At 54.6% G+C, this 14291-nt stretch carries 10 protein-coding genes; 6 read left to right on the top strand and 4 right to left on the bottom strand.

The window, feature by feature from the left end:
• The first annotated feature begins 24 nt into the window (after positions 1 to 24).
• Genes JAO32_RS08830 through JAO32_RS08815 form a run of 4 tightly spaced genes read left to right on the top strand, consistent with a single transcriptional unit; the run spans position 25 to position 7387 of the window.
• Complete coding sequence (locus tag JAO32_RS08830) at positions 25 to 2160, top strand: alpha-1,4-glucan--maltose-1-phosphate maltosyltransferase (RefSeq protein ID WP_334239533.1); 2136 nt, start codon at positions 25 to 27, stop codon at positions 2158 to 2160.
• A complete protein-coding gene (gene treS, locus JAO32_RS08825) occupies positions 2157 to 5393 on the top strand; it encodes a maltose alpha-D-glucosyltransferase (RefSeq protein WP_334239532.1) in 3237 nt (1078 codons plus the stop codon). Before JAO32_RS08830 ends, treS begins: the two co-directional genes overlap by 4 nt.
• Positions 5390 to 6631 (top strand): hypothetical protein, encoded by a 1242-nt coding sequence (locus JAO32_RS08820; RefSeq protein WP_334239531.1) that lies wholly within the window; start codon positions 5390 to 5392, stop codon positions 6629 to 6631. The genes treS and JAO32_RS08820 overlap by 4 nt, the downstream gene beginning before the upstream one ends.
• A 30-nt stretch (positions 6632 to 6661) precedes the next feature.
• Positions 6662 to 7387, top strand: coding sequence for a hypothetical protein (locus JAO32_RS08815; RefSeq protein ID WP_334239530.1), 726 nt, complete (start codon positions 6662 to 6664; stop codon positions 7385 to 7387).
• A gap of 30 nt (positions 7388 to 7417) precedes the next feature.
• Here the strand turns inward: JAO32_RS08815 and JAO32_RS08810 are convergent, their stop codons facing one another.
• The 4 genes from JAO32_RS08810 to JAO32_RS08795 all read right to left on the bottom strand — a co-directional run bounded on the left by JAO32_RS08810 (position 7418) and on the right by JAO32_RS08795 (position 10318).
• A complete protein-coding gene (locus JAO32_RS08810; protein WP_334239529.1) occupies positions 7418 to 8473 on the bottom strand; it encodes an alkene reductase in 1056 nt (351 codons plus the stop codon).
• Positions 8474 to 8543: 70 nt separating this feature from the next.
• Positions 8544 to 9101 carry a TIGR00730 family Rossman fold protein gene (locus JAO32_RS08805; protein WP_334239528.1) on the bottom strand — a complete coding sequence of 186 codons (558 nt, stop codon included), beginning with the start codon at positions 9099 to 9101 and terminating at the stop codon, positions 8544 to 8546.
• A gap of 193 nt (positions 9102 to 9294) precedes the next feature.
• On the bottom strand, positions 9295 to 9609 hold the full coding sequence (locus JAO32_RS08800; protein ID WP_334239527.1) for a hypothetical protein: 315 nt from the start codon (positions 9607 to 9609) through the stop codon (positions 9295 to 9297).
• Between the two features lie 397 nt (positions 9610 to 10006).
• Positions 10007 to 10318 (bottom strand): hypothetical protein, encoded by a 312-nt coding sequence (locus JAO32_RS08795; RefSeq protein WP_334239526.1) that lies wholly within the window; start codon positions 10316 to 10318, stop codon positions 10007 to 10009.
• A gap of 250 nt (positions 10319 to 10568) precedes the next feature.
• On the opposite strand from JAO32_RS08795, the gene JAO32_RS08790 reads away from it, so the two are divergent.
• The gene (locus tag JAO32_RS08790; RefSeq protein ID WP_334239525.1) at positions 10569 to 11258 is read left to right on the top strand and encodes a ribonuclease T2 family protein; all 690 of its coding nucleotides are present in this window, start codon (positions 10569 to 10571) and stop codon (positions 11256 to 11258) included.
• A 61-nt stretch (positions 11259 to 11319) separates the two neighbouring features.
• A complete protein-coding gene (locus JAO32_RS08785; protein WP_334239524.1) occupies positions 11320 to 14247 on the top strand; it encodes an ATP-dependent helicase in 2928 nt (975 codons plus the stop codon).
• The last annotated feature ends 44 nt before the right edge of the window (positions 14248 to 14291 follow it).

Here is a 14291-nt window from a genome sequence, read left to right as displayed (position 1 = left end):
GCGGGCAATGGCAAGGAGGAATGCTTGAAGCCGAAAGAAGGCCGCAGCCGCGTCATTATTGAAGACGTGCAACCGCAGGTTGATTGCGGACGCCACTCAGTCAAACGCATCGTAGGCGACCGCATTCGCATAACAGCCGCGATTTACTCCGACGGGCACGATCACGTCGCAGCAAAACTTCTTTACAGGCGCACATCTGAACATGCCTGGCGCACCACACCATTTCTGGAGCGTGGCAACGATATCTGGGAAGCAGAATTTACTGTGGATGCCATCGGCCCCTGGGTTTACACCGTGCAGGCATGGGTTGATCACTTCGGCACATGGGTTCACGATCTGCATAAGCGAATCGACGCGCAAACACCTCACCAAAACCCCACACAACCGCCCGGGGGGCCTGAGCAAAATGAGGGCGGAACTGCTGTAGACGGAAATACAGTGGCGCTGGAAGACCTGAAGGTACCTGCAAAGTTATCGAACGGAACAGTTAAACCGCGTCCTGCAAGCGACATCGCGTTAGCTCTTCAAACCGGTGCCATACTGCTTGATCAGGCATCGGCTCGCGCCCGCGCCACCAATGCGCAAACACTGAAAGGTGCCGCTAGCTCGCTGCGTTACATGGCGGAAAAGAACGCGGAATTTTATGAATTTCCGCTTAGCAATGACATCATCCTGCTAGCGCTTCAATATCCGGATTTGAATTTCGCATCCACCTACTCCAAAGAGCTTCCGCTATGGGTGGACTGTGAGCGCGCACGCTACTCCACCTGGTACGAATTCTTCCCGCGTTCGTGCGGTCAAAACGGTGAACACGGCACACTGCGCGATGCAAAGGCTCTGCTTCCAGACGTAGCTGCAATGGGATTCGATGTCGTGTACTTTCCACCGATACATCCCATCGGCACAGCCTTCCGCAAAGGGAAAAACAACTCAATCTTTGCAGAGCCGGATGATGTAGGAAGCCCATGGGCCATTGGCGATTGTGATGGAGGCCACAAAGCTATCCTGGATGAACTGGGAACCTTTGCTGACTTTGAACAATTGGTCGATGCAGCACAGGCTTTGCATATGGAAATCGCGCTCGACATTGCGTTTCAGTGCGCGCCCGATCATCCGTGGGTTCGTGAACATCCGAACTGGTTCAAGATACGTCCGGATGGCAGCATTCAGTATGCTGAAAATCCTCCGAAGAAATATCAGGATATCTATCCGATCAACTTCGAGTCAGATGACTGGCGCGCACTCTGGAAAGAGTTGTGCAGCGTCTTCCTTTTCTGGATTGATAAGGGTGTACGCATCTTCCGCGTAGACAATCCGCACACAAAAGCGATTCCTTTCTGGGAATGGTGTATTGCCGAAATTCGACAGACACATCCTGAAGTCATCTTCCTGGCCGAAGCGTTCACGCGTCCGCACGTAATGTACGGGTTAGCGAAGGCTGGCTACACGCAAAGCTATACCTATTTCTCATGGCGGACAGAGAAGCACGAACTGACGGAGTACATGCAGGAGATCACGACACCACCCGTCAGTGATTTTTTTCGCCCGAATCTATGGCCGAACACGCCAGACATTTTAGTGGCGTTCTTACAAGAAGGCGGCCGTGCGGCGTTTCAACAACGCGTCATCCTGGCCGCAACACTGAGCGCAAGCTACGGCATTTATGGTCCTGCCTATGAATTGTGCGAGCACATTCCAGCCAAACCCGGCAGTGAAGAGTACATGGACAGCGAGAAATACCAGCTCCGCACGTGGAATCGCAGTGATCCGATTTCCATAGCTCCGCTGATTACGTTACTGAATCGTGTGCGCAGTACACATCCTTCTCTGCAAACAAACGACTCTCTTCATTTCCACGGCATCAGCAACGATTTCCTCATTGCCTATAGCAAACGATCAGGCGACGACGTAATCCTGACCATTGTGAATCTCGACCCGCATCAAACGCAGACCGGGTGGACAGACCTGCAACTGATGGAACTCGGCATGCCGCTGGCAGGCGAATATGAGGCGCATGATCTGCTTACAGGGGAGACGTATCTTTGGCAAGGGTCTTATAACTATGTCAGCCTGAATCCGGAAAAAATGCCGGCACACATCCTGTTACTGCATCCCAAGCATCTTTCCGAACATACCGCCGCGGAGAGTACCGAAGATTGAGCGCAACCATCGCACGTCCGAAGAGGAAGAAGTCCGGCAGCGCCACTGATCCGCTCTGGTTCAAAGACGCGGTCATCTACGAACTGCACGTAAAGGCGTTCGCCGATAGCAACAACGACGGCATTGGCGACTTTCCTGGCTTGATGGGAAAGCTCGACTATCTGCAGGAACTGGGTGTCACATGCATCTGGTTGCTGCCCTTTTTTCCCTCTCCGCAGCGTGATGACGGTTATGACATCTCCGACTACATGAGCGTCAACCCTGCCTATGGCACCGTTGACGATTTCCAGGCGTTCCTTACCGCCGCACATGCACGTGGCATGCAGGTGATGATTGAGCTCGTCATCAATCACACCAGCGATCAACATCCGTGGTTTCAGGCTGCACGCAATGCCCCGCTTGGATCACCCGAACGCAACATGTACGTGTGGAGCGATACGGACAAGCTATATGACGGTGTTCGCATTATTTTTACCGACACGGAAAAATCCAACTGGACCTGGGATGCTGTTGCCGGACAGTACTACTGGCATCGTTTCTTTTCGCATCAGCCGGACCTGAATTTCGACAATCCCGTAGTACGAGAAACGGTTGCCGACATCATGCGTTACTGGCTGGATATGGGGGTAGATGGTCTCCGCCTCGATGCAATTCCCTACCTGATCGAGCGTGATGGAACTTCTTGCGAAAATGTGCCAGAAACACACTTGGTCATCAAAGAGCTTCGCGCGGTTATGGAGTCGGAATATGAAAACCGCATGATCCTGGCGGAAGCCAATATGTGGCCGGAAGACGTGCGGCCATACTTCGGCGATGGCGATGAGTGCCACATGGCCTTCCACTTTCCCCTTATGCCGCGCATTTATATGGCACTGCGGCAGGAAGACCGCCTCCCCATCACTGAAATCATGGCGCGCACGCCAGACATTCCGCCGAATTGCCAATGGGGCATCTTCCTTCGTAATCACGATGAACTCACGCTGGAGATGGTCTCCGACGATGAACGCGATTACATGTATCTTGCATATTCGGCAGACCCGCGCATGCGTATTAACGTAGGCATTCGTCGTCGCCTTGCTCCGCTGCTGGACAATAACCGTCGCCGCATAGAACTACTGAATTCACTCTTACTCTCTTTTCCTGGCACGCCGATCCTTTATTACGGCGACGAGATCGGCATGGGCGACAACATTTATCTTGGCGACCGCAACGGCGTCCGCACACCCATGCAGTGGAACAGCGATCGCAACGCAGGCTTCAGTCGCGCTGTTCCTGCAAGGCTGTATTCGCCTGTGATCATGGACCCCATATGGGGTTATGAAGCAATCAATGTAGAGGCGCAAGAGAGTGATACTTCCTCGCTATTGCACTGGACGCGCAATATGATTGCGTTGCGAAAACTGTTCCAGGTATTCGGTCGCGGCACGCTGGAGTTTCTGCGCCCAGAGAATCGCAAAGTACTGGCTTATCTGCGCGAATACGATTCAGAACGCGTGGTATGCGTGGCGAATCTCTCACGCTTTGCGCAACCTGTGACACTCGATCTTTCGCGTTTCAAGGGAATGATTCCGGTGGAGATGCTTGGGTACGTTTCGTTTCCAAAGATCACCGACGAACCCTATCCCGTGACGCTTGGACCTTACGCTTTCCTGTGGCTGGAACTACAGCCAGCTCCACAAAATGAATCAGAAAAGCCGTCGACACTGGACGTCCAAACTGCCGAGCTTGTTTTGCCCGCCGGCAACCTGCAGAGCGCCATCACGGGAGCGGGAGCAGAACTACTGCAGGAAACCTTCCTGCCCAAGTTCCTGCTGACGCAACGATGGTTTGGAGCGAAGTCGCGCACCATCAAAACTGTTCGCATTACAGGGAGCGTTCCGCTGCAGCGATTTGACGCGGCAATACTGATTCTTGGGATTGACTATGTCGAGGGAGACAGCGATCTCTATACACTCCCCGTTGCCTATATTGCCGGCGAACGCGTAGACAGCCTTCGAGCAGAGTCGCCACAGAGCATCATTGCAGCAGCGCAGATGGGAGTAGCCTCCGGTGGAGCTCTGGTGGATGGCCTTTTCATTGAAGAGGCGCGCCAGGAGTTGCTCCGCATCATTGAGACAGAACAAACACTGGCCTCGGATGCTGAGGGAATGCTTACAGGAAAGCGCAGTTCCGCTTTTGCAACGCTGCGCGCGAAGAGTGCAAACATTGCGGCGCGCAGAACTTCAGCAGAGCAGAGCAATTCGTCTTTGCTCTATGGCACCACGTTCATTCTGAAGTTGTTTCGAAGGTTGCAAACTGGTGAAAACCCCGACGCAGAAATCGGACGTTTCCTTACCGAAACTGCACACTTTCAGCACATTGCCCCGTTCGCAGGTGAGCTGCTGTACACCCCAAAGAATGGCGAGACGACCACACTTGGCCTGCTACAAGGTTTAGTAGCGAACGTAGGCGACGGATGGGAGTGGACGCTGTCGCAGATCCATCAATCCCCCGGCAGTGCTGCATACATCGATGCCGTCCGATTGCTAGGAAAACGAACCGGCGAGATGCATCGTGCCCTGGCCACACCAACCAGTAATCCTGCATTCGCAGTAGAAGCCACCGATACCAGCGCACTGGATCGTGATGCAGCACGCCTGGAATCGCAGATCACCATTGCCGTCGACGCATTCAAAACAAGCTTCGCAAAGCTACCGGATGCACTACTGCCAACGGTCGCAAAACTAATCAGCAAACGTGACGACATGCTGGCACTTGCAGAAAGCCTCCGTCATCTCCCAGCAACAAGCGCTGCTATTCGAACGCGCATCCATGGTGACTATCACCTTGGCCAGGTGCTTCGAACACAAGATGACTTCGTCCTGCTTGATTTTGAGGGCGAGCCCGCCCGTTCATTGGAAGAACGTCGGATGAAACAATCGCCTCTGCGTGACGTGGCAGGGATGCTTCGTTCTTTCTCTTACGCGGCAGCCGCGGGCTTTGGAACGTCTCCTTCCACGGAACGCGACGCATGGGAGCATGCAGCGGCAAATGTATTTCTCGAGGGCTATCACGAAGCGACTGAATCGTTACCCCGTGCCACCAAAGAGATAGAGGCAATCCTTCTACGCGCCTATCTTCTGGAAAAGGCACTTTATGAAATCATTTATGAGGTCAATAATCGGCCCGACTGGATTGCAATACCGCTCGCTGGCATACTTGGTCTGCTGGATATGACAGGAGGCAGGGCATGAGTACCACCGCAGCCATGGAGATGCGCATGGAATCACAGGTTGCGAGCGATGCCGTGAGCACGGAAACCGTCATCTGCCTTGGGTCGTGGTATTCCGATGCTCCTGCCGATGCTCTGCAACCGCTTCTGCAGGTGTTGCGTGAGGCTCTTGGAGATCGCGCTGCATCCACGCTGATTGCCTATCCTGTTTCCGATCCTGAAGCTGCTCCGTGGCATCAGGATGGCTTATCGCTGCAACCGTATCCGTCGCTCGCAAGCATCCACACGTTGACCGTGCAGACCTCCGCAGCGTATCTGAGCCTGCATGAAATCATGCGTAATCACAGCGCATCATGCGGCTTACTGCTGGGAGCGGAAGCTCACTCACTTTCGCCTGTAGCGATTCGCGGTTTGCTCGATGCAGTCCACAATGAACAGGCGGACGTCGCGCTTCCCCGCTACAGCATTGGGCCACATGATGGTTTGATTAACGCAGCCATTCTTCATCCGCTTACCCGTGCGCTTTTTGGTGTGCGGAATGCTTTTCCGATGGCTCTGGATCTTGCGCTTTCCAACCGCGCCGTTGAGCGCATAGCTGCCGTAGCACAGCAGCAAACCGCCACAGGACAGCCGGACATGCTGCTGTGGCCAACAATAGAAGCCGCAGCCGCCGGATTCTCCGTGGCCGATGTTTCCTCCGGCGTTCGCGAGATACCGCACCCAACGACAGCTGATCTTGCCACCATCCTCGGTGCGCTAACAGCATCACTCTTCACTGAAATTGAAACCAAAGCCAGCTATTGGCAGCGCACACGACCGCCAGTCGCCATGCATTCCATCAACGACGTGCCCGATGTGAGCCTTCCTGCACCGACCGTATCGCCGGAAGAAACCTCAGAGTTGATTGAAAGTTTCCGCATTGGCTACGGGAATCTACATGAACTGTGGTCACTCGTATTGCCACCACAGACACTGCTCGGTTTGAAGCACCTGTCTCGTCTACCGGCAGAAACCTTTTCCATGCCGGACACGTTATGGGTCCGCATCGTCTATGACTTTGTGCTGGCGCACCGCCTGCGAACGATCAACCGCGGTCATCTTCTGGGTGCGCTTACCCCGCTGTATCTTGCCTGGGTTGCATCACATATACAGGCCAATTCCAGCACAGAAAATCCTCCGGAGACTCTCGCGCGCGCCTTTGAGGCAGATAAGCCTTACCTGGTTTCGCGTTGGCGTTGGCCCGATCGCTTCAATCCATAGCACATCTGGAACACACAGGAGATTCTCACCATGTTTTCGCAAGTCGAAGATGCTCTCATGGATTCCTTCAGCCGCGTGCTGACGAAGCTGGCGGTTTTTCTGCCTGGCGTATTGGCGCTTCTGCTGGCGGTGGTATTGCTTGCACTGGTTGGTGCCGCACTCGCATGGGGCATTCGCTCTTTGCTGACGCGTCTTCGCTTTGACGAACGCGTGGGAGAGCGCAACTCTGCCGGTGTTTCGGACTGGGCACCATCACATAGCCCTTCGCTGCTCATCAGCCGCGTAGTCTTCTGGATGTGCGTAGCTCTGGGCTTTGCTATTGGCGTATCAGCATACGATGCAGCAGGCACAAGCGACCTTGCGCCGTTCATCTTTCCCTATCTTGCGCACTCCATCGGCGCGTTAATCATCCTGATTGCTGGCACGATCCTTGCGCGGTATCTCTCGCGTTCTGTGCTCATCAGCGCCGTCAATGCTCGCTTGAATTACGCGCGCGCGCTCTCGCTCGGCGTGAAGTGGCTGGTACTTATCTTCACCGCAGCCATGGTGCTGGATCATCTTGAGATCGGTGGCCGCATCGTTGAAATCGGCTTCGGCATTCTCTTTGGCGGCATGGTATTGGCGCTGGCACTGGCCTTCGGGCTTGGCTCACGCGATATTGTTGCGCGCTCCATGGAACGCACAGCAGAAAAAACCACTCCGATTGACCGCGCTACCGAACGTAACGATACACCCCGCAGCGTGCGCCACTTTTAACGCACGCTGCGGTGACTACCCTGTTCTTCCTTACGGAAGCGCAGGGTAATCCGTATACCCTTCCGCTCCATGTGAATAAAACAGCGCGGGAACAGGAGTATTCAGCACCGAGCCTTCTTTCAAACGCCGCGGCAGATCTGGGTTGGCGATGAATTCCTTACCGAATCCCACTGCATCCGCATCCCCACGCTCAAGAATGGCATTCGCACTCTGCAGGGTGAATCCTTCATTCACTACATAAACTCCGCCGAACAACTTCTTCAGCAGCGGTCCACGGCTGTCTGCAGCTTCATGCTCGCGCGCCATCAGGAACGCAATCTTTCGCTTCCCAAGCTCCGTCGCTACATACGAAAACGTCTCTGTGCCATTCGCATCACTAATGCCATGCGAATCGCTGCGCGGAGCCAGATGCATTCCGACACGTCCCGCGCCAAACACAGAGATTGCAGCATCTGTCGCCTGCAACATCAACCGCGCACGATTCTCAATTGAGCCGCCATACTCATCCTGGCGTGTATTGCTTCCGCTTTGAAGGAACTGATCCAGGAGATAGCCATTTGCTCCATGCAGCTCTACGCCGTCGAAGCCAGCTACTTTCGCATTCTCCGCAGCACGCCCAAACTGTTCCACCACACCGTGGATTTCGCCTATGGTTAACGCACGTGGCGTCTCAAACGCGGTGATGGGACGCACCAGGCTCACATGGCCATCCGCAGCAATCTCGCTGGGCGCAACTGGCGGTTCACCATCCAGATAAGAGGAATGCGAGATTCGACCCACATGCCAGATCTGCGAAAAGATACGGCCACCTGCCTGATGGACAGCCTCCACAATGGGTTTCCACGCTTCCACCTGTTCCGCAGACCAGATGCCGGGCACCTGCGGATAGCCAACACCCTTCGGGTCCACCGGCGTTCCTTCGCTGATGATCAGTCCGGCCGAAGCGCGCTGGCGATAATACTCCGCCATCAATTCCGGGCGAGGAACGTGGTTCACCGTGCCACGCAGACGCGTCAAGGGCGCCATGAAAATGCGGTTCGGCAGATCAAGATCACCCACGCGAATGGGATCAAATAGAGTCGGCATCAGTGGAACGCTCCTCGTCTTCCCGGTTGGAAGATGCGCTTCATTCGATGGCACTCATCGCCTGCGGGATTCAGGCCGCCGCAAGTGCCGCCTCGATCTGCGCCAGCGCATCCTCTACCGTGGTTGCAACCATCAGATTCGACCTTGCTGCAGGTTTCAGTACTCCTTCTTCCACACAGTGATCCAGAAACTGCAGTAAACGGTCGTAAAAACCTGCCGTGTTCAGAAGAATGGTGGGTTTAGCGTGCAGACGCAACGTTTGCCACGTCAACACTTCAAACAACTCTTCCATCGTCCCATAGCCGCCGGGAAGGATGAGAAATGCATCGGACTTCTCCCCCATCAGCGCCTTGCGCGTGTGCATCGTATCCACGACGTGCAATTCTGTCAGACCAAGATGTGACACTTCCTTATCCACCAGAACATGCGGTATCACACCAATGCAGCGGCCTCCGTTTTGCAGCGTGGCAGTTGCCACCACTCCCATGAGGCCAACACTGGCACCGCCATACACCAGGCCAATACCACGACGCGCCAGTTCGATGCCCAACGCTTCCGCATCCTGCTTGTACTCCACCCGCGCTCCGCTTGCCGAAGCGCAAAAGACACACAATGTTTTCAATCGCATTCTTGTCTGAGCATAGCCTCCCCGCGGGCGAACTCGCGTAAAAAGAAAAAGACGTGGCGCGCGATTGCAGCGTGCGCCACGTCCATCCTTTGGTGATTGTCAGTCCCGCAAACACAGTCTCTGATGGCTGGTCACGGGAAGGGTTGGTATTCCATGGGTCTTCATAAGCAGACCCGTGCTCTTTGCTTTGTTCTTACCGGAATGATGCCGTTGCGTGATCGTATTCCTTTACGACCGTCAGCTTCACGGTTCCATCCGTACCCAGAATCTGGGTTCCTGCAGGCACATTGACCTTCGCTTCACCGTTGGCCGCCAGCGTCATCGGCTTGCCCTGAACCATAAGGTCCTGGGAAACGTCGCTGCGGTTCTTCAGCGTGACATGCACCATGGGGCCTTTGGCCTGTGCAATGTTCGCGTTATTGTCTTCAGTCTTCTTATCGGCGGCGTACGATGCCAGGGATGCGAGTGTGCAGGCGGCAAGGACGAGAGCAGTGTTGAACTTCTTCATGTTGACTTCTCCAAGTACTACTGTGTTGCTGGCGAAGCCTCACTGCAATTGAAACATCGTCGCGCATGAAGTTATACGCTCTTTGACTAAGAAAAGTTACCCCGAAAAGGCAGTTTTTATGGGGTATTCACGATTTTTTAGAGAGTTATTTCCGAATATCGGCTCGCGGACCTTAACTTACTCCAAAAACTTGACAAGTGTTATTCGGACGTGGGCCGAATTTGCAGTTTTTGTTAACCAAACTAACTTTCTTGAAGGAGCAATCTTTACAAGAAAAACGGACGTGAGGCAGGGATTTCCTCACGTCCAGCTCACGACCGCGGCCTTTTCTAAGGGAGAGCAATTCGAGGGCAGCCGCTGCCCTCGAACCGAGCCTGTTCAATGTGTTGTGGATGTTTTAGCGGAAAGAGCAAACCGTGCCGGCAAGGTCGCGCGTGACAGTAACTTTCACGGTCTTGTCTGTTCCATAAACCTTGGTTCCTTCTGGAGCATTCAGTGCATACTCGCCGCCATTGGCGGCCAGTGTTATGGTCTTGTCGTCAATAAGCACGTCCATTGGCGCGGCGCTCTTGTTCTTCAGCGTCATCTTCACCATCTTTACCTTGGCCTGCGCGGTGTCGCTCTTGCCAAAGAGAGGAAATGCATGGGATGCAACCGGTGCGAAGGTGCAGGCGGCGAGGACGATAGCGGAAACGGTACGACGGATCATGGTGACTTCTCCTGGATGGTTCGTTAAGGCTGGCGAAGTTCCCTTGCAAGTTGAACATCGTTCGCGCACTGACTGATACGTGGCACGATTGCTTCCGTTCCATACTTTTTTCAAAAAAGTTTTAGCAATGCTTCGATGTCTCATCATCATCAACGGCAGCACTGCAAAACACCGCATAAATACTGGCGATTTGAAGATTTACAGAACCGTCACGGGCGTATGCATTTACTCTCAATTCACGGAGAAGCCGATGCGACCTTCCTATGCACTGTCCGCTTTTGTAATTGCAGCGTCCGTTCTTGGACACATGTCACCACGTTGTTCGGCACAAGAGATCAAGTCGGCACCAGGGCAATTCGATTACTACGTGTTGAACCTCTCCTGGTCACCTGCCTTCTGCGACAACATGAAGACGCTGAACGAGAGCGAGCGTAATCAAGCGGGCAAAGATATGGAGTGTTCAGCACCACGCGCGTTTGTGCTTCATGGATTGTGGCCACAGAACTTTAATGGCACATATCCTTCCTCTTGCACATATCGCCCAGGTCCACGGAATCCAGAACGCAACCTGGACATGACGCCGAACATTGCTCTGCTGAAGCATGAATGGAACAAGCACGGCACCTGCACCACACTGTCGCCCGAAGGCTTCTTCGCAACAGCCCGCCAGGCGTATACGTCTGTGACGATTCCGGAGTTCTTTCAATCACTGGATCACCAGGCGCAGATGACACCTGCACAGATCCTCACGCTGTTCTACAAAGCGAACCCGACATTCCCACAAGGCAGCTTCAACCTCTCGTGCGGCAACAATCAACTCACGGCCATTGAAGCCTGCTTCGACAAAGACATCCACGCCATTGCTTGCCAGAGCCTGCGAGCATGCCACGCAAACAGCGTGAAAATCGTTCCACAGAACAACGGCGGCATCGTCCAATAGTGCTCTCCATCCACAGCAGGCCGACACGATAAAATGAAGGAGTCTGGAGTTCCCTCGTATCGTGTCGCGCTTCCTGGAAAAAATGAATCCGCAGCAGCAGGAAGGCGTGCTGACGGTAGATGGCCCTGTCCTTCTGCTTGCTGGCGCTGGCTCCGGTAAAACACGCGTTATTACGCATCGCATTGCACACCTGATTGAAGATAAGGGTGTACCTGCAGATGCCATTCTCGCCGTTACCTTCACGAACAAGGCGGCGAAAGAAATGGCAGAGCGCGTGGATGCGCTCATCGGCCACTCGTCGCTGGCCAAACCGCTGATTTCAACCTTCCACTCGTTGTGCGTGCGCACTCTGCGGCGCGATATCGAAGCGTTGCGTGTGAATGGCGTTGGCCTGACAAAGAGCTTCGCCATTTATGACGAAAGCGATCAGCAGGCCATCGTCAAGCAGGCCTTGAAGCGCCTCGGCGTAGATGACAAGCAGTTGAAGCCGCGTGTCGCGCTGGGCCGCATTTCTTGGGCGAAGAATCACATGATCGATCCACAGGAATACTTCCTGGCATCGACTAATCCACTGGAAGAGCGCATCGCGCACATTTTCAAGATCTACAAAGATGAGCTGAATAAGAACAACGCGATGGACTTTGACGATCTCCTGCTGGAGACCGTGCGCCTGCTGAAAACCAGCCAGGAAGTTCGCGAGCGTTATCAGCGCAAATATCGCTACCTGCTCATTGACGAGTACCAGGACACGAACCGTCCGCAGTACGAACTGATGCGTCTGCTCAGCGGTAAGCATGGGAACGTCTGTGTCGTGGGTGATGAAGATCAGTCCATCTATAGCTGGCGTGGCGCCGACATTAAGAACATTCTCGACTTTGAGAAAGACTTCGAAAATACGAAGATCATTCGTCTGGAACAGAACTATCGTTCCACGCAGATCATCCTTGAAGGCGCAGGCGCCGTTGTTCGCAACAACACGCAGCGCAAAGGTAAAGAGCTCTACACGACTCGCGAAGGCGGCTCGCTCATCGGGTATTACGAAGCGCCCGATGGAGAGAATGAAGCGCTATTCATTGCAGATCGCATCGCCACCTACATTCGTGAAACCACGCAAGCAGGCGATACACCCAAGTGTGCCGTGCTGTACCGCACCAACTCTCAGTCGCGATTGGTAGAAGAGTCACTGCGCCGTTACAACATCCAGTACCACATGGTTGGCGGCTTCAGCTTCTATGATCGTGCGGAAGTAAAGGACCTGCTCAGTTACCTGAAGCTGGTGCAAAACCCGAACGACTCCATCGCGTTGAACCGTGTCGTTAACTCACCACCACGCGGCATTGGTAAAACCACGATGGAAACCCTGGAGCGCATTGCTTTGACCACGGGCATGAGTACGTGGGAAGCCATCGACCGCGCGCACGAGCAGCAGCTCCTCCCAGCTCGCGCTCTCACGGCGCTGAAGAGTTTCCAACAACTCATCAAGGATGCGCGAGCCATGCTCGGTCCTGGTTTTGGTGAGGCTCTCGCCGCCGATGCAGGTATTGCGGTCGGCACAGAATTCGTCGGTGAAGAAGAGAATGTCTCCACCGAAAGCGACGCGAACGAAGACACTTCGTTCGACACCAGCTTCAACTTTGGCTTCGACTTTGGTCCAAGCGAAGAACGCAGCACCATTGCGCCGGAAAACGCGCACATCGACGATGCCAGCTTCGACTTCGGCTATGCAGAAGAAGAGCCACGCGCACTAGCTGACAACGCCGATGCCGATAGCGAGAACACCAGTTTCGATTTCAGCTTCAACGACAACGGATCTGCCACACCATCCCTCTTTGCGGCACCGCAGCAAACTGTTTCTTTCAATCCATTCGAGGCCAGCAAACAACAGGCTGCAAAGAAGCAGAAGCGTTCCTCGCAGGACGCCTTCGCAGAACTACGCGAAAAGGCTACTCCCATCGTTGAATCGCAGACGACACCTGTTGAGACCAGCACACGTATCGACGGTTTCCGCGCCCCCGGTGATCCAGCCACCCTGCCGGAATTGATTAAGTTCCTGAACGATCGCAGCGGCTACATCAAGCAGCTGGAAAACGAAGGCACACCAGAAGCTTTCAGCCGCATTGAAAACCTGAAGGAACTTGCCAACGCCGCACAGGACGCCCAGGAACGCGGAGAAACGCTTGCTGACTTCCTTGACCACGCCGCCCTTGTGAGCGATGCAGACAGCATCAACATGGACGCGCGTGTCACGCTGATGACGCTGCATGCGTCCAAGGGGCTGGAATTCCCACTGGTTTTTCTTTGCGGCATGGAAGAAGGTCTGTTCCCTTCTTCACGCACGCTGCAGGACCCGAACGGGCTGGAAGAGGAACGTCGTCTCTGCTACGTCGGCATGACGCGCGCCATGGACACATTGGTTCTTACCCGCGCACGCTATCGTCGTCGCTACGGTTCCGACATGCCAGATGCCAGCGTTGGCTCGCGCTTTCTGGAAGAAATCCCCTCGCGCCTGGTGGAAGACCTTGGCTCCCCCGAAGATCGCCCTGCCTTCCGCAGCGAGTATGGTGGAAACCGCTATGGCGGCAATCGTTGGGGCAAGAAGCGCGGCGATGACGAATCTGGTGAACGCCACTACAGCTACGAGGACGAGGATCAGAGCGGCGCAGCTCCGCCGCAGAAGCCAAAGAGCAACTACGGACTGCAGTTTGGCGCGCACAAAAAATCCACAAACCCGAACAGCATCGACAACATTGCCAGTTTCTTCGGCGGATCAGGCAAATTTGGCGGCGGCTCACGCCCGAAGATGGACATCCCGGAAGCCACTGGATCCACGGAATTGGGCCGTGGCGTAGGCGTCCGGCATCCGAAATATGGCGAAGGCAGGGTCGTATCACGAGAAGGTTCGGGCTCCGACGCCAAGATTACGGTAGAATTTCGACAGCACGGCGTGAAGAAGCTGGTTGAGAAGTTCGCCCAGCTTGAAAAGCTCTGAAATGGGCTTGGAAACCAAAGCGCCCACGCAGGCGCATCGCCGGC

This window comes from Terriglobus sp. ADX1 (genome assembly GCF_036877645.1).
In the GTDB taxonomy this organism is placed as follows: Bacteria; Acidobacteriota; Terriglobia; order Terriglobales; family Acidobacteriaceae; genus Terriglobus.
The sequence above is the reverse complement of the archived record's forward strand: the minus strand, read 5'-3'. Positions and strand labels throughout refer to the sequence as shown.